The organism is Shinella kummerowiae (assembly GCF_009827055.1).
Taxonomy (GTDB): Bacteria; Pseudomonadota; Alphaproteobacteria; order Rhizobiales; family Rhizobiaceae; genus Shinella; species Shinella kummerowiae.
Window position 1 is genome coordinate 690,386 of the sequence record NZ_WUMK01000001.1, and the last position, 19,164, is coordinate 709,549.

A 19,164-nucleotide genomic window follows, 5' to 3' on the forward strand; every position below is an offset into this window, starting at 1 on the left:
TGTCAAGCAGAGGCCGGATTATCGCACAAAGCCGGACGCGGTAAAAGAGCGTCGACCAGAAGGCAGATCACAGGAGAGACGCCATGAAAACCGTAACCCTCGGCAAAACCGGCCCCACCGTTTCCACACTCGGGCTTGGCTGCATGGGCATGTCCGGCATGTATGGCCCGGCCGACCGGGCAGAAAGCATCGCCACCATCCACGCCGCATTGGACGCCGGCATCAACCTGCTCGATACCGGTGATTTCTACGGCATGGGCCACAACGAGATGCTGATCGCCGAGGCGCTGAAGGAGCGCCGCCGCGAGGATGTGGTGCTGAGCGTGAAGTTCGGTGCGTTGCGCGGACCGGACGGCATATGGAGCGGCTATGATTCCCGCCCTGCGGCGATCCGGAACTTTCTCGCCTATTCCCTGCAACGGCTCGGCACCGACCATATCGACATCTATCGGCCGTCCCGTCTCGATCCGAACGTGCCGATCGAGGAAACCATCGGCGCCCTCGCCGACCTCGTGAAGGCCGGTTATATCCGCCATATCGGGCTTTCGGAAGTCGGCTCGGAAACGATCCGCCGCGCGGCCGCCATACATCCGATCTCGGATTTGCAGATCGAGTACTCGCTGATCTCCCGCGGCATCGAGGACGACATCCTGCCGACCTGCCGGGCCCTCGGCATTCCCGTCACCGCCTATGGCGTGCTGTCACGCGGCCTGATCAGCGGCCATTGGCAGAAGGGTGCAACCGCCGGCGGCGATTTCCGCACCATGAGCCCGCGCTTCCAGGAGGGCAATGTCGACCGCAATCTCGCCCTGGTTGAGGCGCTGCGCCGCGTGGCGGAGGAGAAAGGTGCAAGCGTCGCCCAACTCGCCATCGCCTGGGTGGCGGCACAGGGCGCGGACATCGTGCCGCTGGTCGGTGCACGCCGCCGCGACCGGTTGGTGGAGGCGCTGGGGTCGCAACAGGTCACGCTCAGCGAAACGGATCTTGCCGCCATGGAGGCCGCTATGCCAAAGGACGCGGCCGCCGGCGAACGTTACCCGGCCGCCCAGCTCGTCCATATGGACAGCGAAAAACGGACGTGATCCGCCTCACTCCGTTGCAATGGATATAAGACCAACCTCTCTTTCGTCATGGTCGGGCTTGACCCGACCATCCACGCCACGGGCGTTGATGGATCCTCGGGTCAAGCCCGAGGATGACGGTAGCGGCTGGGGTTTTGGTTTCATTGCACCGGAGCAACGGATCAGACATCGCCCTTGAACGTATCGCAGGCATCGACGCGGCCCGTGTCGAAGCCTCGCTTGAACCAGCGACGGCGCTGATCGGACGTGCCGTGGTTGAAGCTTTCCGGCACCACATAACCCTGCATGCGCTTCTGCAACGTGTCGTCGCCGATCTGGGTCGCGGCGTTCAGCGCTTCATCCAGATCGCCGCTCTCGAGCAAGCCCTTCTGCTGCGTGTACTTGCCCCAGATGCCGGCGTAGCAATCGGCCTGAAGCTCGACGCGGATCGACATCTGGTTGGCTTCCACCTCGCTCATGCGCTGGCGCTGCTGGTTGAAGCGCGGCAGCACGCCGGTGAGGTTCTGCACGTGATGGCCGACCTCGTGCGCGACGACATAGGCCTGGGCGAAGTCGCCGGCCGCATCGAACTTGTTGGCGAGCTCATCGAAGAAGCTCATGTCGAGATAGACCTTGCGGTCGCCCGGGCAATAGAACGGGCCGGAGGCCGCCGAGGCAAAGCCGCAGGCCGACTGCACAGAGCCCGAGAAGAGCACCATCTTCGGCTCCTCGTATTTTTCACCGGCCGACTGGAAGATGCCGTTCCAGGTGTCTTCCGTCTCGGCAAGCACCGTCGACATGAAGGCCTTGGTTTCTTCTTCCTGCGGCGACGTTCGCCGGCTGGCGCTTTCGGTCTGCTCGAAGCCCGGCATGCTGACCTGCCCGCCGCCGCCCTCGCCCATTACCTGCAACAGGTCGATGCCCATCATCTTAAAAACGAAATAGATGACGACGAGGAAGATGATCGTGCCGATGCTCATGCCGCCGCCGGCGCGACGTCCGCCCATCGGAATGCGGAAACCGCCATTACCACGACCGAACGGATTGCTTCCGCCTGCCGAAGGCCCGGCGCCGCGCTGGTCCTCGATGTTGCTCGACTGCCGACGACCTTTCCATTCCATTGCGAGATCTCCCGTTCACCCTCTGGGCGTTCCTGCGGACAAAAGTGCCCTCAGCTTCCTCAGATAACAGGGACCATTATAAATTCAATGGCGGCAACAGTCTAAGCCGCTGTTGCCGCCGCCGCTTCGTTCGCTCCTTGCCCGGGAGAGAGCCTGAACACGGCCGTGACGAGAGCAATCGCGACCGCCGCGACGCCGATGCCGGCAATGACATCAACGAGATAGTGCCCACCATGCGTAATGGCAGAAATGCCCATAGAGAGATTGAGCACGAGGAACGGATATCTGAGGCGTCGGACCTCCCACAACGCCCAGGCACAGATCACCGCAACGCCCGCATGCACAGAGGGAAATGTCAGAATGCCCATCATCTCCGTCAGCGAGAAGGCAAAACTCGGATCGCCGCGAACACCGTTGAACTGTTCGAGAAACGCAAAGCCGAAATAGGTGTCGATGTTGTTGAGGCCTAGTGCGGACATATCGTAGGCAGCATAGGCACCGATGGCCGGGAACCAGACGGAAATCAGGCAAGCCGCAAAACAAAGCAGGCCATAGGCCGCAACCATGGCATAGGCCCGGACATGTTTGCCGCCAAACACGAGAAAGACCGGTGTCAGGAAAAGCTGCGGCGTGAAGCTTTGATAGGCATATTCCAGGACCGTAGCGAATACAGGACGAGCGTCAACCAAGCCGACGAAGGTTCGCCAGTCGAATCCGAGCGCCTTGTCCATCTGAGTGAGTGCATCGTCTGCCAAGGGAAAGTTCGCGCCAACGGCCGCGTAGCTGCACAGACCAATCGGAATCATCAAAAGAAAGCCGCAGAGGATCGCTTCCAGCGCCACGCGCATCGGTTCCATGCGGCGAAACATGGCGTAGAGAATGCCGGCCGCCGCCGGCAACACGATCGCTTTCAGCAGCACGCCGAAGGAACCGTAGTCGACCGCCATGCCTTGCAGCCAGACGATTGGAAACGCCACGACATAGGCGAGCCCCACGAAGGCGAACAGAACAATACGTGCGCGTGCGATGCTCATTCCTGCCCCGGCGGCGTCTCGACAAACCGTTTCCATGAAGGCGCAAACAGGTAAAGAAAGCAGAAAGACGGGACCGATCAATCCGCCATGTGGCAATTTAACCGGTACCTCTTCGCTCAGCGCCGCCGGAATGTTTCGAAACGCTCCAGCCAGCCGGCTTCGCGGATCGCAAGCGCACCGGCTGCGACCAGCAGGACGCAGACGAGAGCGGCGGCGACTCCGCTGACGAAACCTGATGCGCCATCGAAAATGATCGCCCCCATCACGCGGTGTGGCACCAGGGTGAACAGCCCCGCCACGACGATGCCGCCGAAATACATGCCGGCGACTTGCGCCCGGTGCGCGCGGATATCGCCGCGGCGCGCGGCGCGGATCGCGGGGATGCTGCCGACGATGACATAGATAGAGAGAAGATGGATCGGACTGAAGTTTCCGACCGTCTTCAGGTCATGGATGAAGAAGGTTGAAAAACTCGTCACGACCATCAGCACCAGCCAGATTTTCCCCAGCAGGCGATGGGCGGGCGTTCCCTTCCGGCGCGCGAGCAGCACGGCCCCGAGCACGGCGGCGGGCAGCACCGTCGCGACATGGAATTGCACGGCAATGGGAGCGTTGAGAAGCGGTTCGATGGTCATGGCGGGTTCCGGGCACGGTTGAAATCGGCCCCGTCTTCCGCCATTGATCGGATCGCCTCAAACGCTTTGGCCCGAACGGACGGAAAACTTCGTGAAACGCCCCCTCCTGCAATCCGCGCTTCGTGAACTGCAGGTGTTTCTGCGCTCGCCGCGGTTCTGGGCGACCTTTGGCGCGGTCGTGCTGATCTTCTGGGTGACCGGCCCCTATGGCACCGCGGAGCGGCTGGCCACCGTGCCGCGCCTCGGCTTCTGGCTGGTGTTGCACGCCGTCGCCTGGAGCATCGCTGTCACCGCCCTGGTGCTGGTGAACATGCTTCTTCTGCATCGCGTCCCCAGCCTCGCCGGCCGCATGGCGCTTGGCACGCTTGTGGCGGGAGTGCCGGTGGGGCTGGCGACGAAGGCGATCAGTCTTGCGACCTTTGGCGGCGCGGTGACGGTCTCGACCCTGGCCGAAAGCATCGCCAGCGGCCTTGTCCTCTCCGCCCTGTTCTGCGGCCTCACCTTCATGACGATGAGCAACAAGGCGGCGGACGCGCTCTCGCCCGCGCCTGAACCCACGGCGGAAGACCGGGCCGAGGTCGTTCTGTTGCGGCGCCTGAAGCCGGAAAACCGCGGGCCGATCCTGCATATGACCGTCGCGGATCACTATACCGACGTCATGACCAGCCGCGGGCGTGAGCTGATCCTGCTGCGCTTTTCCGATGCCCTGGAAGAACTCGGCGGCACGCCGGGGCTGCAGGTGCACCGCTCGCATTTCGTTGCCGACAGCCATGTGGAAAAATTGCTGCGCGGCGACGGTAGGCTGACGGTCGTCTTGAAGGACGGGCAGGAAATCCCCGTGAGCCGCAGCCGCACCGAGGCGGTGCGCAACCGCTGGGGTTAGGACAAAGAATTTTCGAGCGGCTGTCGGCTGGCAGATGCCCCGTTCGTCTCTAGGTATCAGTCCAACAAACGGCCAGGAGAAAACCCATGAGAAAGATCATTGTCGGCGCCTTCGTCAGTCTCGACGGCGTCATGCAGGCGCCGGGCGGGCCCGAGGAGGACCCCATCGGCGGCTTCAAATTCGGCGGCTGGGTCGCGCCCCTTTTCGACGAGAAGATGGGTGCGTTCATCGGCGAACTCTTTTCGAGGCCGTTCGACCTGCTGCTGGGCCGCAAGACCTACGATATCTTCGCCGCCCACTGGCCCTATGCGGCAAAGGACGACCCGATCGGCCCGCTCTTCGACCGCATCAACAAATATGTCGCGACCCGCAATCCGGCCTTCAAGACCAGCTGGCAGAACAGTCATCTGCTCGGCGCCGATGCAATCGCGGCCGTGAAGGCATTGAAGAGCGAGGATGGTCCGGACCTCCTGACGCAGGGTTCCACGGAATTCCTCAAGGCGCTGTTCGAAAACGACCTCGTCGACGAGATCCACGTCTCCGTCTTCCCGGTCATCCTGGGCAAGGGCAAGCGGCTGTTCGGCGACGCTTCTTTCCCACGCGCGCTGACGCTCGTCGAATCGCGCACGAGCGATTCAGGCGTCGTCATGAGCAAATATGCCCGCGCCGGCGACGTCACCACCGGCTCCTTCGAGTTCGACACACCGACCGACGCTGAACTGGAGCGGCGCCGCAACCTGACATGACGGGCGCCGGAGCAAGTCCAGCAAAAGTGCGCAGCGGTTTTGCGTCCGCAATTGCGTAAAAACGAAGAGGTAGAGCGTTTTCGCGGTTCGAAGAAAAGCGGAAATGCTCTAGCCCAGCCCCTCCTCCGCCACCGTCTCCTGAAGCCAGTTGGCAAAGGCGGACATGGCAGGGGTGGCGCTGCGCGATTGCAGGCGCGTGAGCCAGTAGCTGCCGAGCACGACACTTGTCTTGAACGGTTGCACGACGGCACCGGCCGACAGCAGCCGGGAAAACATCAAGGGCGGCGCAAGACCCACGCCCGCGCCCTGCAGCACCGCCTCCATCATCGCCAGTGACGTATCGAAGACGATGGCGTTCTGCGGGGGCGGGGTGCGCGGCAGGCCGGCCGCCTCGAACCAGCGGGTCCATTCGTCGCGGCGGTAGGAGCGCAGCAGCGTCAGGCCGAGCAGGTCTTCAGGCGTGTTCAAATCCCGCGCGACCGGGGGCGTGGCGAGAACAGAGAGCGGCGCGTCGAAAAGCCGGAAGGCATCCGTGCCGTGCCAGGCGCCGGCGCCGAAGCGGATGGCGAAGTCCAGCCCCTCGGCGGCGAGGTCAACGCGGTTGTTGTTGGTGGACAACCGCACCTCCACGAACGGATGGCGCTCGCGGAAGCTGGCGAGACGCGGCAGCAGCCAGCCGACGGCGAAGGTGCCGACGGCGCCGACCGTCAGGATTTCCCGCACATGCCCGCCGCGAAAACGCTCCACGGCATCCGCCATGCGATCAAAGCTGTCGCGCAGCACCGGCAGCAGGCTTTCGCCCTCGGCCGTGATCATCAGCCCGCGCGGCAGGCGTTTGAACAGGATGACGCCGAGCTGCTCCTCCAGGCTCTTCACCTGATGGCTGACAGCCGCCTGCGTGACATTCAGCTCGATCGCCGCGCGCGTGAAGCTGAGATGCCGGGCGGAGGCCTCGAAAGCGCGAAAGGCGTTTAGCGGCAGATAAGGCCGAACCATGGCAATGCCCCAGTTTTCCTAATGGCTGAGACCAGTATTGATCTTTTGTCAGTTCGTCAAAGCATTGCTATCCAGAATGCGCAAGCCATTCGGAATTCAAGGAAAACGTGATGGATATTCGTCTATTCGCGGCCAGCGCCCTGCTCGCCGCTGGCGTCAGTGCGCCCGCGCAAGCCCGCATTATTTGTACGATCGTTGCCGATGCGGCAAGCAACGAGGTCATTCTGGAAAAGGGCGATTGCGCAAGCCGTGTCACCCCTGCGTCAACGTTCAAGGTGCCGCTTGCCGTGATGGGCTACGATTCCGGCTATCTGGAAGATGCAAACGAGCCGGCGCTGCCCTTCATGAAGGGCTATCCGGACTGGGGCGGCGATGCCTGGCGCCAGCCGACGACACCGAAACGCTGGATGGAATTCTCCGTCGTCTGGTTCTCGCAGCGCATCACTGAGTTTCTCGGCTACGAACAGTTGCGTGACTATGCCGACGCTTTCGGCTACGGCAATGCCGACATGACGGGCGATCCCGGCAAGAACAATGGCCTGGAACGGGCCTGGATCGCCTCCTCGCTGCAAATCTCGCCGCGCGAGCAGATCGAATTCCTCAAGAAGCTAGTGAACCACGAACTGCCGGTCTCCGCCGAAGCGATGGATGCGGCCATGGCAATCGTCGAGCGCCGTGACATCGCCGACGACTGGGGCGCACAGGGCAAGACCGGCATGGCCTATCCGCGCAAGGCGGACGGCAATTTCGACTACAACAAGCCGTGGGGCTGGTATGTCGGATGGGCACGCCGCGAGGAACGCACCGTCGTCTTCGCGCGGCTGGTGCAGGACGAGAAGAAGCAGGAACCGCGCACGAGCCTGCGGGCAAGGGACAGCATCTTGCAGGAACTGCCGGGCATATTGGCGACGGATTGAGCGGGAGCATTGCCCCTCACCCGCCTGCCGGCATCCTCTGCCCGCAAGCGGGGCGAGGAGGGAAAGCCTCGCCGTTCTGCCCCTTCTCCCTGCTTGCAGGGAAAGGGTCCTGGCAGGGAGATGAGGGGCGGCCGCGCAACACCTATCGCGGAGGAACCATGCCCAGCCCCTTGCGGGCGAGGCCCGACACATTGAGGGCAAGTTTTCGCCGAAAGACCGGCGAAGCATCGAGCACACGCAGGACAATGTTACGCCCGATCCGGCCAAGCGAACTGCGCATGGTCGCGATCGTCGTCAGGCGGCTCGCCAGTTCCAGCACCTCGGCGGCGGCGGGGCGGCGCTTCTCTTCGTAGAGGTCCAGCCTCGCCTCCGGCGCCTTGCCAAGCACGACATCGGCAAGCAATTGCCCGAGAACAACGGCATCGACAAGCCCGGTGTTCATGCCCTGCCCACCGGCCGGGCTGTGCACATGGGCCGCATCCCCCATGATGAACAACGGACCCGAGCGATAGCGCGCGGCGACACGGTGGTGCACGCGGAAACGCGAACTCCAGATGACATCGCGCACGCGACCCGGATTCTGCCGCGGGCCGCGCGCATCGAGAAGCGCCTGCACGAAGGCGGCGTCGGGCGCTTCCGGCGCCGCCTCGACCGGCGCGACGATACGATAGCGATGGCCGGGCAGTGGCGCGACGACACCCATGCCCTCCGGCGAAAAGAACACCGTCACCTCGTCGCCCAAGCCCCAGTCCATATGCACGTCGGCGAGCACGAAGGACTGCTCGTAGGTCTCACCGTCGAAGGTGATGCCGGCGGCACTGCGCACCACGCTGTGTATGCCGTCGCCGCCGACAACGTAACGCGCACGGATGGTTCTCGAGCCATCCGGTGTTTCGAGATGCACCGTTGCGCCGTTCGGATCGGGCTCGATCACCGTTGCGGACACACCACGCTCGACATGGCCGCCAAGGCTCACCAGCCGCTCGGCAAGGATCGCTTCTGTCTCGTCCTGCGGGACCATGAGAATCTGCGCGTAGCGCGAGGGCAGCATGGAGAAGTCGAGTTCCAGCAGCGCCTTGTCATGATCGCGCAAGGCAAAACGGGTGAGCACAAGGCCCCGCGCCTCCAATTCGTCAGTCACGCCGATGCGCTCCAGCACTTCGAGCGTATGCGCATGAATGACGGCGGCGCGAGAGGTGTTCTCGCCGACGGCCAGCCGGTCGACGATGACGGGACGGATGCCCGCCTGTTGCAGGGTGACGGCGAGCGCAAGGCCGCTTGGGCCCGCCCCGACGATCAGCACATCGGTTTCCTGCGGCAGCATCGTTTAAACTCCCCAAATCGACCCGCATTGGCGTTTTCCCCGCGCGTCCGATTCTCCGCTCAGGAAGACGAAATTTGTCGGCATGTACAAGACTATTCTGGACATTGCCGCCTTGCCGACGGCAGGACAGTCTGCATCCCTGACTTTTCCTGTCGATGGGGCCATTTTCGGGGTTCCGCTCGCCCACGCATTTGCCTATAAGCCGCTTCTAGCCTTGAAAGACCATTTTTGCGCGCCCGGCCCGGTGAACCCATCGCCATGGCCGGTTTTTCCGCGCACGCGGCCGAAGCGAAGAGAACGGATAGAGAGATGCCCAAGCGCCAAGATTTGAAATCGATCCTCATCATCGGCGCAGGGCCGATCGTCATCGGGCAGGCCTGCGAATTCGACTATTCCGGCACCCAGGCCTGCAAGGCGCTGAAGGAGGAAGGCTACCGCGTCATCCTCGTCAACTCCAACCCGGCGACGATCATGACCGATCCGGGTCTTGCCGACGCGACCTATGTCGAGCCGATCACGCCTGAAGTCGTGGCGAAGATCATCGCCAAGGAACGCCCGGACGCGCTGCTGCCGACCATGGGCGGCCAGACGGCGCTCAACACCGCGCTTTCCCTCAAGCGCATGGGCGTACTCGACCGCTACAATGTCGAGATGATCGGCGCCAAGCCCGCCGCCATCGACATGGCCGAAGACCGCGCGCTGTTCCGCGAGGCGATGGCCCGCATCGGGCTTGAAACGCCGAAGTCGCTGCTCGCCAACGCCACCGAGATCAAGGACCAGGACCGCAAGGTTCACGAGGCCGAGCGCGCCAAGCTGAAGGGCGAACTGTCCGGCGATGCACTCGACAAGGCGCTGGACGAACTTGAAAACCAGTGGAACCTCGGCGAGACCGACCGCAAGCAGCGCTACATGAGCCACGCCATGGCGATCGGCGCGCAGGCGCTCGACGTCATCGGCCTGCCCGCCATCATCCGCCCCTCCTTCACGCTCGGCGGCACCGGCGGCGGCATCGCCTACAACCGCTCGGAATTCTTCGAGATCGTCAATTCCGGCCTCGACGCCTCGCCGACCACGGAAGTGCTGATCGAAGAATCGGTGCTCGGCTGGAAGGAGTACGAGATGGAAGTGGTCCGCGACACGGCGGACAACTGCATCATCATCTGCTCCATCGAGAATATCGATCCGATGGGCGTGCATACGGGCGACTCCATTACGGTCGCCCCTGCCCTCACGCTGACCGACAAAGAATATCAGATCATGCGCAACGCCTCGATCGCGGTGCTGCGCGAGATCGGCGTGGAGACCGGCGGCTCGAACGTGCAGTTCGCCGTCAACCCTGAAAACGGCCGCCTGGTCGTCATCGAGATGAACCCGCGTGTTTCGCGCTCGTCTGCTCTGGCCTCCAAGGCGACCGGCTTCCCGATCGCCAAGATCGCCGCCAAGCTTGCCATCGGCTATACGCTCGACGAGCTGGAGAACGACATCACCGGCGGCGCAACGCCGGCCTCGTTCGAACCGTCGATCGACTACGTGGTGACGAAGATCCCGCGTTTCGCCTTCGAAAAGTTCCCCGGCGCCGAGCCGACGCTGACGACCGCCATGAAGTCGGTGGGTGAAGTGATGGCGATCGGGCGCACCTTTGCCGAATCGCTGCAAAAGGCGCTGCGCGGCCTCGAAACGGGCCTGACCGGCCTCGACGAGATCGAAATCCCCGGCCTCGGCGACGGCAACGACAAGAACGCCATTCGCGCCGCCATCTCCACGCCGACGCCGGACCGCCTGCGCATGGTCGCCCAGGCGCTGCGCCTCGGCCTTTCGGTGGAAGAGGCGCATGAGGGCTCGAAGATCGACCCGTGGTTCCTTGAGCAGTTCAAGGCCATCGTCGACATGGAGGCCCGCATCCGCGAGCACGGCCTGCCGCAGGATGCCGAAAACCTGCGCATGCTGAAGGCCATGGGCTTCTCCGACGCGCGCCTTGCCACCCTTTCGGCCAAGCGCCCGAAGGAGGTCGCCGAACTGCGCAACAGTCTCGACGTGCGCCCGGTCTTCAAGCGCATCGATACCTGCGCTGCCGAATTCGCCTCGCCGACCGCCTATATGTATTCGACCTATGAAACGCCGTTTGCCGGTAGCACCCGCTCGGAAGCCGGCATTTCCGACCGCAAGAAGGTCGTCATCCTCGGTGGCGGCCCGAACCGCATCGGCCAGGGCATCGAGTTCGACTATTGCTGCTGCCACGCCGCCTTCGCGCTGAAGGATGCCGGCTATGAAGCGATCATGGTCAACTGCAACCCGGAAACCGTCTCGACCGACTACGACACCTCCGACCGCCTCTATTTCGAACCGCTGACGGCCGAAGATGTCATCGAGATTCTGAAAGCCGAGCAGACCAACGGCGAAGTTGTCGGCGTCATCGTGCAGTTCGGCGGCCAGACGCCGCTGAAGCTTGCCGAAGCGCTGGAAAAGAACGGCATCCCGATCCTCGGCACCGCGCCCGACATGATCGACCTTGCCGAAGACCGTGACCGCTTCCAGAAGCTGCTCCAGAAGCTCGACCTCGCCCAGCCGAACAATGGCATCGCCTATTCGGTCGAGCAGGCCCGCCTCGTGGCAGCAGAGATCGGTTTCCCGCTCGTCGTGCGCCCGTCCTACGTGCTCGGCGGCCGCGCCATGCAGATCATCCATTCGGAATCGATGCTGCAGACCTACCTGCTCGACACCGTTCCGGGCCTCGTGCCTGAGGACATCAAGCAGCGTTACCCGAACGACAAGACCGGCCAGATCAACACCCTGCTCGGCAAGAACCCACTGCTCTTCGACAGCTACCTGTCGAACGCGGTGGAAGTCGATGTCGACGCGCTCTGCGACGGCAAGGACGTCTTCGTCTCGGGCATCATGGAGCACATCGAGGAAGCCGGCATCCATTCGGGCGACTCGGCCTGCTCGCTGCCGGTCCACACGCTGTCCAACGAGACCGTCGACGAACTGGAGCGCCAGACGAAAGCTCTGGCAAAGGCGTTGAATGTCGGCGGCCTGATGAACGTGCAGTACGCCATCAAGGACGGCACGATCTACGTGCTCGAAGTGAACCCGCGCGCCTCGCGCACCGTTCCCTTCGTGGCAAAGACCATCGGCGCGCCGATCGCCAAGATCGCCGCCCGCGTCATGGCGGGCGAGAGCCTCGATGTGGCGATCGCCGCCTATGGCGAAAAGCCGGACCCGCGCAACCTCAAGCACATCGCCGTCAAGGAAGCCGTCTTCCCCTTCGCCCGTTTCCCGGGCGTCGATACCCTGCTCGGCCCGGAAATGCGCTCCACCGGCGAGGTCATCGGCCTCGACACGGATTTCGCGCTGGCCTTCGCCAAGTCGCAGCTCGGTGCCGGCGTCGACCTGCCGCGTGAAGGCACGGTCTTCGTGTCGGTGCGCGATGAGGACAAGGAACGCGTGCTGCCCGCCATCAACATCCTGACCGGCATCGGCTTCAAGGTGATGGCAACCTCCGGCACCGCCCGCTTCCTCGCAGAAAAGGGCATCGAGGCGATCAAGATCAACAAGGTGCAGGAAGGCCGCCCGCATGTGGAGGACGCCATCCGCAACCGCCAGGTCAGCCTCGTCATCAACACGACGGACGGCAACAAGGCGATCTCCGACTCGAAGTCGCTCCGCCGCGCCGCGCTGATGCAGAAGGTGCCGTACTACACGACCATGGCCGGCGCACTCGCCGCCGCCCAGGCGATCAGGGCGCTCAAGCAGGGCCAGTTGGAAGTGCGGCCGCTGCAGTCGTATTTCTGAGGCTACATGCCGATCGACGTATAAAAAGAGCCGGGCGACGCTGTCGCCCGGCTCTTTTCATTGTTGGGCAGCAAGGGTCTCGCCCAGATGCTTGATCAGCTGCATGTCCTCGACAAAGAGGGCGTGCTGACGTTTGCGCGCGGCTTCATCCGGCAGGCGCAGCAGATAGGAAGGGTGGATGGTCGGGTAGAGCACGATGTTGCGCTCCATGGTGATCGGCTTGCCGCGGAGCTGGCTGAGCGGTTTCTGTTCCCCGCTCAGCGCGAAGACGGCAGTGGCACCGAGCGCCACGATCAGGCGCGGCTTGACGAGTTCGACTTCCTTCGCCAGCCACCAGCGGCAATGTTCGATATCTCCCCGGTCCGGCTTCTGGTGAATACGCCGCTTGCCGCGCGGCTCATATTTGAAATGTTTGACCGCATTGGTGAGATAAAGGCCGTCCCGGGCGATATCCGCCTCTTTCAGCACCGCATCGAAGACCTTGCCGGCCGGGCCGACGAACGGGCGGCCGGCCAGATCCTCCTGGTCGCCCGGCTGTTCGCCGACCATCATGACGCGTGCATCCTGCGGCCCTTCGCCGAAGACGGTCTGTGTCGCCGTGCAATGCAGCGGGCAGCGCGTGCAGTGGCGTGCCTCTTCGCGCAGCGCCGCGATCGTACCGGGGCTGACGGGAACGAGTTGCGGCTCCGCATGAGCCGCGTCCTGAAGCCGGTAATGGAACAGCGGCGGGTCGCTGGCCGCCCGTTCTGCCATGGCCCGCACATTGGCCTCGGCATTGGCGATCATCTCTGGAATGAGGTCGGCCTCCGGCAGGTTGCGCCAGTATTTCTTCGGCATTTCTGTCTGCATGGCCTTCAACTTCAGCCGTGCGGGGTTGAATATGCTCGAATAATAGGTGCGCCAGAGTTCATCCGTCGGGTCGCCGTGGCCGGGGTTTTCGGCGGGCCGCACATCGAAGATCAGGCTCTCGCCATCCCAGCTTGCCGTCCCCATGGGCGTGGCGATAATCCAGTCCATGTCGGCAAAGCGCCGGCGGAAGAAGGGCGCGGTGCGGGCGACGATGAAATGCGTTGGCTCGAACCAGGCAAAGAACCGGCGCCGCCCCTCCGCCACACCGGCGATTTCCTTGAAACGCACGAAGGCCGTCATCTTGTGGCTGTCGCGGTGAACGTTCTTGGCGAGGAGCCGCGCCCAGGCCACGTCCTTGTCGGCCGCCAGCTCCAGCAGGCGACGGTCCGATTGCAGGCGCCACAGCAGGCGATAGAGCAGATGATACCGACCCGGCTCCGTATGGCAGACCACGGCTTCGGCCAGCGGCAGGAAACCGGGCGGTACGGTGAGCGGCGGCGCGATGCCATCCGCTTTCGGCAATGGCGGCGGCACGACGGCTTCAAAGAGCTCCTCCTCCAGACCGTAGACGCGCCAATCCGCCTCGCGCGGCGAAACGCCGGCGGTCGCGAGCATACGTGCTGCATCCCGCCATTCGGAAAAATCGCCCCGGCCAAGAAGAGGGATCGTGTACATCAGAGCAGGGAAAGCTGTTCCGGCTTGCGGGCGAACAGCGTCTTCAGATCCGCGCGATCGGCAAGCCGCCGCGGCGTCCAGCCATCCGCCTCGATGAAGGCACGCACCTTGCGCAGCGATACGCCGAGCCGGGCGAGATCCTCCAACCGCAGACGACGGAACCGGCGGCTGGAGACAATGGCATCGACCGTCTTGGTGCCAAGGCCCGGAACGCGCAGCAGCGTCTCCCGCTCCGCGCGATTGACATCCACGGGAAAGGCGTGCCGGTTTGCCAGCGCCCAGGCAAGTTTCGGATCCATGTCGAGATCCAGCATGCCGCCGGTCGATGCGGTGATTTCGTCCACGCCGAAGCCGTAGAACCGATAAAGCCAGTCCGCCTGATAAAGACGATGCTCGCGCACCAGCGGCGGTTTGATCAGCGGCAGAATGCGGGACGCATCCGGAATGGGACTGAAGGCCGAATAATAGACGCGCTTCAGTCCATAGCTGCCATAGAGCCGCGCACTGGTCTTCAGAATGGTCGCATCGTCCGCACCATCGGCGCCAACAATCATCTGTGTGCTCTGCCCGCCCGGCACGAAGCGCTTGCGCTTTTTCGTCTGCAAGGTCGGATCGTCGGCCGCCTCAATCTTCCGGCGCAGGTCCCCCATGGCGCGGCGAATGCCCGACGGCCGCTTTTCCGGCGCGAACCGGCTGATGCCCGCATCCGTCGGCAATTCGATGTTGAGCGAGAGGCGATCGGCGTAAAGCCCCGCCTCCTCTATCAGTTCCGGTGCCGCATCGGGAATGGACTTCAGATGGATATAGCCACGAAAGCCGTGGGTGGTGCGCAGCTCCCGCGCCACGCGCACCATCTCGCCCATCGTGTGGTCCGGCGAGCGGATAATGCCGGAAGACAGGAACAGCCCCTCGATATAGTTGCGCCGGTAGAATTCCAGCATCAGCCAAACCACCTCCTCCGGCGTGAACCGGGCGCGCTCCACATTGCTGGAGGAGCGGTTGATGCAATAGGCGCAATCGAAGATGCAGAAGTTGGTGAGCAGGATCTTCAGGAGCGAAATGCATCGCCCATCCGGCGCATAGGCGTGGCAGATACCGGCCCCTTCCGTCGAGCCGAGTCCGCCGGACGTTACGGAATCACGCTTTACCGTTCCGCTTGACGCGCAGGAGGCATCGTATTTGGCGGCATCCGACAGGACGGCCAAGCGTTGCTGGAGCGATTTCTTCATATTTGTTCACTATATGTTCTTCATCGCTTGGTCAACGAAAATGATGTTTTGCCGGCAGCTTAATAGCCGCCGACAATGGGAAGCACTTCACCCGTGATGTAACTGGAGCACTGTGGCGAGGCGAGAAAGACATAGGCGGGCGCCAGCTCTTCCGGCTGCGCGGGACGCTTCATCGGTGTATCGGCACCGAATGTCGCGACATCTTCGGCCTCCTTGTCGGACGGATTGAGCGGCGTCCAGACCGGCCCCGGCGCCACCGCGTTGACGCGGATGCCGCGTGGCACAAGCTGGCCCGCCAGCGAGCGCGTGAAGGCGTGGATGCCGCCCTTGGTCATCGAATAGTCGAGCAGCGCCTTCGAGCCCTCCAGACCGGTGACCGACCCGGTATTGATGATCGCCGATCCAGGCTTCATATGCGGCACCGCCGCCTGCGCCATGAAGAAATAGCCGTAGAGATTGGTCTTCAGCGTCTCGTCGAAATGTTCTTCCGAGAGATCGAGAATGTCCTTGGCATGGACTTGAAAGGCGGCGTTGTTGACGAGGATATCGAGCCTGCCCAGATCCTGCACCGTGCACGCGACCATCCGCTGGCAAAAAGCCTTGTCCTTGACATCACCGGCAAAGGCGATGCAGCGCCGGCCCTCCGCTTCCACCGCGGCGATCGTGTCCCTGGCGTCCTGCCCTTCGGCCAGATGGGCGATGGCCACATCCGCGCCCTCTCGGGCGAAAAGCACCGCCACCGCCCGGCCGATGCCGGAATCGCCGCCGGTGATGAGCGCCACCTTGCCCTTCAGCTTTTCCGAGCCCGTGTAGAACGGGGCGTCGTACATCGGCGACGGGTCCAGCTTGGCCTCGCTGCCCGGCTTCGGCTGGTGCTGCCTGGGGAACGGCGGCACCGGATAGAGACGCGCCCCGGCCTGCATGGCCTTCGGCTTTTCGCCCGCGTCCTTGCGATCGGCCTCGGCCACCTCGGCCTGAATGTCGCGCTGTTTCGCCGCCGTGCGGGCGGATTGGCTGCGGGTCATGGCGATCTCCTCAAAGCTCGGAGGGGCGGATATTGTCGACGCGGACCGTGCCGGCAACGACCCCACGCGGCCCCTCGATGGGATAGGCCGGGTCGGCCTCGTCGACGACCGTGTAGAGTTTCTCGTTGCGGAACGCACTCGACGAGGTCGTGGAATTGCCATCGCCGGGAAGCGCGTCGATCTCGAGATAGTCGAGTTCGGCTTCCGCCGCCACGACGCGGGCGTCGCCGCTCGAGCGTGCCAGTACCACCACCTCGCCCTGGTTCGGCGCGAGGTGCCAATTCGTATCCGTCGGCGAAGCGATCGGGACAAGGCGGTAGAGCTTGAGCTGCTCGACGTCGGAGTAGTCGGCGACCGGCCCCTCCATGTCCTGTCGCGGCGCCGTCTCGTCGAACCCGACCGACCAGTCGCGGGCAGACGCCTCGGTGCCGGTAAGGACGCGCGGCTTGGCACTCGAAATGCCGTCATTCGTCCGCCCGGCCTGGGAAACCGCAAACTGCGGCACGGCGTCGGCATGAATGACCTTCTCGCGGCCGGTTTCGGCCGAAACGACACTGTCGGCACCCGGCACGGAGCGCGGCGCGACCGGAACGGCCTGCTCGTCCTTCTCCTGATAGCCCGCCGGCGAGGCCTCGCGCCGCCCCTCGTCGTGCATCGCCTGATTGCCCGACACTTCGCCGGCAAGCTGCTTGAAATACCCGGAAATCGTGTGCATCACACCCATGGTCCTGTCCTCATAGCTTGGTTTCAAGGCGCGCCATTGCCGCCTTGAGGATCGCTCGAATCTCGTCATCGGCGATCTGCTGGGCGGCAAACGCGGCGTCGGGCTCGATGCCCGGATCTTCTTCGTGGTCGGCAACAGTTTCGTTTTCACGCGCCATGGCGAGAAGCGTCGCGCGCGCCTCGGGGATTGTCGCCACCACCGAAATCAGTTCGACGAGCAGGCGCCGATGGGCATTGGCCCTGCCTTCCAGATGAATCGAATTGCCGATTGTCATGCACGCCTCCCGCGATCTTCAACTAACGACAGCACCAGGTGATTGTTCCTGAACCATTGTGGGCGGATGCTGCCCTGCGGCGAAAAAACTGGCTTTCGGCCGACGCAATCTGCTATAAGGATCGTTCAAATGCTTTCGACGGTTCCGGGGAATCTTCTCCGGAGACCGTTTTCTTTTGCGTTCGCGCGGGCGGGAGTTCGCGCGGCGCGGGCTGAAGGACGGGATAAAATGGTTGAAAAGGTACCGATGACTCACGGCGGTTTCGTCAAGCTGCAGGAAGAACTGCGCTGGCGTCAGCAGGAAGAGCGTCCGCGAATCATTGAGGCGATTGCCGAAGCACGCGCCCATGGCGACCTGTCGGAAAACGCCGAGTATCACGCCGCCAAGGAAGCCCAGAGCCACAATGAAGGCCGCATCGGCGAACTTGAAGACTTTGTCACCCGCGCGGAGGTCATTGATCTCTCCAAGATGTCCGGCACGACGATCAAGTTCGGCGCCAAGGTCAAGCTCATCGACGAGGACACCGAAGAAGAGAAGGTCTATCAGATCGTCGGCGACCAGGAAGCCGACGTGAAGCAGGGCCGTATTTCCATCTCCTCCCCCATCGCCCGCGCGCTGATCGGCAAGGAAGTCGGTGAATCGATCGAAGTGAACGCGCCCGGCGGCTCCAAGGCCTACGAAATCCTCGCCATCACCTGGGGGTGATCGCGAGCGGCCGCTCGAGGGAGAACCGCTATTCTGTCCGAAAAAGACAATAGTCAGACCGATGGCGGTCACGCCGCCATCGTGGTCAAGGTCATGGGCCCGATCAACCGGGCGCATGGCATAAGCCCGCTCGCCCGGCAGCTTTCGTCCGGTTTTGCGCAGCGCCACGGCGTAACCTTCACCTTCGATCCGGATGCGCGCGACTACGACTGGCTGGCGGTCTACGAGAACATGCCACCGGCAGGCGGCGAACGTCGCCCGATGCGGGTGGAGAACCTCGCCTGCGCGCCGCAAAACACCATCCTCTTCACGACGGAACCCTCCGGCATCAAGATCTACAGCCGCGCCTATACGCGGCAGTTCGGCCACGTGGTGACGAGCCAGGAGCCCTTTGCATTGCGCCATCCCGGCCGGATCTACAGCCAGGCGGGGCTGCGCTGGTTTTACGGCAACGGCAGCCAGCACCTGATGACAGCGGATGAAATTGCCGGGCACTTTCCGGAAAAGACGAAAGTCATCGGCACCGTCTGCTCGACCAAGCGGCAGGGCCACACCCTACACCGGCTGCGGTACGACTTCACGCAGGCGATGGCCGCGCGCATGCCCGACCTCGATGTTTTCGGCCGCGGCCACCGGCCGGTCGACGACAAGGCTGAATCGATCGATCCCTATAAGTACCATCTGGCGATCGAGAACCATCTCGCACCGCATCATTTCACCGAAAAGCTCGCCGACCCCTTCCTCGGCCTGTCGCTGCCCTTCTATTTCGGCGCGCCGAATGCCGCCGACTATTTCCCGGTCGACAGTTTTATCGCCATCGACATCCGCAAGCCGGGCGAGGCGTTCGCCATCATGCGCGCGGCGATCGACAACGGCGAATACGAGAAGCGCCTGCCCGCCATTATCGAAGCGCGCCGCCGCGTGCTGGAAGACCACAATATCCTTACGCTGATTGCCAACGCCGTAGCCAAAAACGGCACGGCAGCGCGCGGCAATGGCGCGGCCGTCCTGAAGAGCCAGCGCGCATCCCGCAAGGGCCATCCGCTGTTGACCGCAGGCGATTTTGTCTTCCGCGAGGCGCTCCATTTGAAGAACCGCATCGCCGGCCTGCTGGCATAATAAGATCGGCCGCCCGGATTCGGCGGTTGATCACCCGGGCGTTCGGGTTTAAGCC

At 63.4% G+C, this 19,164-nt stretch carries 17 protein-coding genes; 7 read left to right on the plus strand and 10 right to left on the minus strand.

Annotated elements, in window-relative coordinates; genetic code table 11:
- The first annotated feature begins 83 nt into the window (after positions 1–83).
- A complete protein-coding gene (locus tag GR138_RS03190) occupies positions 84–1,082 on the plus strand; it encodes an aldo/keto reductase (RefSeq protein ID WP_160857146.1) in 999 nt (332 codons plus the stop codon).
- A 161-nt stretch (positions 1,083–1,243) separates the two neighbouring features.
- Here GR138_RS03190 and ypfJ read toward each other — a convergent pair whose 3' ends face one another.
- The 3 genes from ypfJ to GR138_RS03205 form a co-directional block, all read right to left on the minus strand.
- Positions 1,244–2,182: a KPN_02809 family neutral zinc metallopeptidase gene (ypfJ, locus tag GR138_RS03195; protein ID WP_160857147.1), complete on the minus strand. Its 939-nt coding sequence runs from the start codon at positions 2,180–2,182 to the stop codon at positions 1,244–1,246.
- Positions 2,183–2,283: 101 nt separating this feature from the next.
- Positions 2,284–3,297 carry a phosphatase PAP2 family protein gene (locus tag GR138_RS03200; protein ID WP_160857148.1) on the minus strand — a complete coding sequence of 338 codons (1,014 nt, stop codon included), beginning with the start codon at positions 3,295–3,297 and terminating at the stop codon, positions 2,284–2,286.
- A 35-nt stretch (positions 3,298–3,332) separates the two neighbouring features.
- Complete coding sequence (locus tag GR138_RS03205) at positions 3,333–3,851, minus strand: DUF2306 domain-containing protein (RefSeq protein WP_160857149.1); 519 nt, start codon at positions 3,849–3,851, stop codon at positions 3,333–3,335.
- A gap of 91 nt (positions 3,852–3,942) precedes the next feature.
- On the opposite strand from GR138_RS03205, the gene GR138_RS03210 reads away from it, so the two are divergent.
- Both GR138_RS03210 and GR138_RS03215 read left to right on the plus strand, forming a co-directional pair.
- The gene (locus GR138_RS03210) at positions 3,943–4,734 is read left to right on the plus strand and encodes a LytTR family transcriptional regulator DNA-binding domain-containing protein (protein ID WP_160857150.1); all 792 of its coding nucleotides are present in this window, start codon (positions 3,943–3,945) and stop codon (positions 4,732–4,734) included.
- 86 nt (positions 4,735–4,820) lie between these two features.
- A complete protein-coding gene (locus tag GR138_RS03215; RefSeq protein WP_160857151.1) occupies positions 4,821–5,480 on the plus strand; it encodes a dihydrofolate reductase family protein in 660 nt (219 codons plus the stop codon).
- 108 nt (positions 5,481–5,588) lie between these two features.
- Here GR138_RS03215 and GR138_RS03220 read toward each other — a convergent pair whose 3' ends face one another.
- Positions 5,589–6,476 (minus strand): LysR family transcriptional regulator, encoded by an 888-nt coding sequence (locus GR138_RS03220; protein WP_160857152.1) that lies wholly within the window; start codon positions 6,474–6,476, stop codon positions 5,589–5,591.
- A 110-nt stretch (positions 6,477–6,586) separates the two neighbouring features.
- On the opposite strand from GR138_RS03220, the gene blaOXA reads away from it, so the two are divergent.
- The gene (gene blaOXA / locus GR138_RS03225) at positions 6,587–7,393 is read left to right on the plus strand and encodes a class D beta-lactamase (RefSeq protein WP_160857153.1); all 807 of its coding nucleotides are present in this window, start codon (positions 6,587–6,589) and stop codon (positions 7,391–7,393) included.
- 142 nt (positions 7,394–7,535) lie between these two features.
- On the opposite strand, the gene GR138_RS03230 is transcribed toward blaOXA, so the two are convergent.
- Complete coding sequence (locus tag GR138_RS03230) at positions 7,536–8,717, minus strand: FAD-dependent monooxygenase (RefSeq protein WP_160857154.1); 1,182 nt, start codon at positions 8,715–8,717, stop codon at positions 7,536–7,538.
- A gap of 309 nt (positions 8,718–9,026) precedes the next feature.
- On the opposite strand from GR138_RS03230, the gene carB reads away from it, so the two are divergent.
- Entirely contained in the window at positions 9,027–12,509 is a 3,483-nt protein-coding gene (gene carB / locus GR138_RS03235) for a carbamoyl-phosphate synthase large subunit (protein ID WP_160857155.1), read from the plus strand.
- Between the two features lie 57 nt (positions 12,510–12,566).
- On the opposite strand, the gene GR138_RS03240 is transcribed toward carB, so the two are convergent.
- From GR138_RS03240 to GR138_RS03260, 5 genes are all read right to left on the minus strand, one after another.
- Positions 12,567–14,033: a UdgX family uracil-DNA binding protein gene (locus GR138_RS03240; protein WP_160857156.1), complete on the minus strand. Its 1,467-nt coding sequence runs from the start codon at positions 14,031–14,033 to the stop codon at positions 12,567–12,569.
- On the minus strand, positions 14,033–15,262 hold the full coding sequence (locus GR138_RS03245; protein WP_160857157.1) for a putative DNA modification/repair radical SAM protein: 1,230 nt from the start codon (positions 15,260–15,262) through the stop codon (positions 14,033–14,035). Before GR138_RS03245 ends, GR138_RS03240 begins: the two co-directional genes overlap by 1 nt.
- Before the next feature lie 59 nt (positions 15,263–15,321).
- Positions 15,322–16,287, minus strand: coding sequence for an SDR family oxidoreductase (locus GR138_RS03250; RefSeq protein ID WP_160857158.1), 966 nt, complete (start codon positions 16,285–16,287; stop codon positions 15,322–15,324).
- A gap of 10 nt (positions 16,288–16,297) precedes the next feature.
- Complete coding sequence (locus tag GR138_RS03255) at positions 16,298–16,654, minus strand: hypothetical protein (protein ID WP_160857419.1); 357 nt, start codon at positions 16,652–16,654, stop codon at positions 16,298–16,300.
- A gap of 367 nt (positions 16,655–17,021) precedes the next feature.
- Complete coding sequence (locus GR138_RS03260; protein ID WP_160857159.1) at positions 17,022–17,285, minus strand: hypothetical protein; 264 nt, start codon at positions 17,283–17,285, stop codon at positions 17,022–17,024.
- Between the two features lie 228 nt (positions 17,286–17,513).
- On the opposite strand from GR138_RS03260, the gene greA reads away from it, so the two are divergent.
- Positions 17,514–17,990 carry a transcription elongation factor GreA gene (greA, locus tag GR138_RS03265; RefSeq protein WP_160857160.1) on the plus strand — a complete coding sequence of 159 codons (477 nt, stop codon included), beginning with the start codon at positions 17,514–17,516 and terminating at the stop codon, positions 17,988–17,990.
- 93 nt (positions 17,991–18,083) lie between these two features.
- Complete coding sequence (locus tag GR138_RS03270) at positions 18,084–19,109, plus strand: glycosyltransferase family 10 domain-containing protein (RefSeq protein WP_160857161.1); 1,026 nt, start codon at positions 18,084–18,086, stop codon at positions 19,107–19,109.
- Positions 19,110–19,164: the final 55 nt, after the last annotated feature.

What these genes read in the sequence shown, in the direction of transcription:
- GR138_RS03240 (WP_160857156.1), bottom strand. Translation starts at nt 14,033, where the DNA reads ATGTACACGATCCCTCTTCTTGGCCGGGGCGATTTTTCCGAATGGCGG.
- GR138_RS03260 (WP_160857159.1), bottom strand. Translation starts at nt 17,285, where the DNA reads ATGACAATCGGCAATTCGATTCATCTGGAAGGCAGGGCCAATGCCCAT.
- GR138_RS03215 (WP_160857151.1), top strand. Translation starts at nt 4,821, where the DNA reads ATGAGAAAGATCATTGTCGGCGCCTTCGTCAGTCTCGACGGCGTCATG.
- greA (WP_160857160.1), top strand. Translation starts at nt 17,514, where the DNA reads ATGGTTGAAAAGGTACCGATGACTCACGGCGGTTTCGTCAAGCTGCAG.
- carB (WP_160857155.1), top strand. Translation starts at nt 9,027, where the DNA reads ATGCCCAAGCGCCAAGATTTGAAATCGATCCTCATCATCGGCGCAGGG.
- ypfJ (WP_160857147.1), bottom strand. Translation starts at nt 2,182, where the DNA reads ATGGAATGGAAAGGTCGTCGGCAGTCGAGCAACATCGAGGACCAGCGC.
- GR138_RS03220 (WP_160857152.1), bottom strand. Translation starts at nt 6,476, where the DNA reads ATGGTTCGGCCTTATCTGCCGCTAAACGCCTTTCGCGCTTTCGAGGCC.
- GR138_RS03255 (WP_160857419.1), bottom strand. Translation starts at nt 16,654, where the DNA reads ATGGAGGGGCCGGTCGCCGACTACTCCGACGTCGAGCAGCTCAAGCTC.
- GR138_RS03190 (WP_160857146.1), top strand. Translation starts at nt 84, where the DNA reads ATGAAAACCGTAACCCTCGGCAAAACCGGCCCCACCGTTTCCACACTC.
- GR138_RS03270 (WP_160857161.1), top strand. Translation starts at nt 18,084, where the DNA reads ATGGGCCCGATCAACCGGGCGCATGGCATAAGCCCGCTCGCCCGGCAG.
- GR138_RS03250 (WP_160857158.1), bottom strand. Translation starts at nt 16,287, where the DNA reads ATGACCCGCAGCCAATCCGCCCGCACGGCGGCGAAACAGCGCGACATT.
- GR138_RS03230 (WP_160857154.1), bottom strand. Translation starts at nt 8,717, where the DNA reads ATGCTGCCGCAGGAAACCGATGTGCTGATCGTCGGGGCGGGCCCAAGC.
- GR138_RS03205 (WP_160857149.1), bottom strand. Translation starts at nt 3,851, where the DNA reads ATGACCATCGAACCGCTTCTCAACGCTCCCATTGCCGTGCAATTCCAT.
- blaOXA (WP_160857153.1), top strand. Translation starts at nt 6,587, where the DNA reads ATGGATATTCGTCTATTCGCGGCCAGCGCCCTGCTCGCCGCTGGCGTC.
- GR138_RS03245 (WP_160857157.1), bottom strand. Translation starts at nt 15,262, where the DNA reads ATGAAGAAATCGCTCCAGCAACGCTTGGCCGTCCTGTCGGATGCCGCC.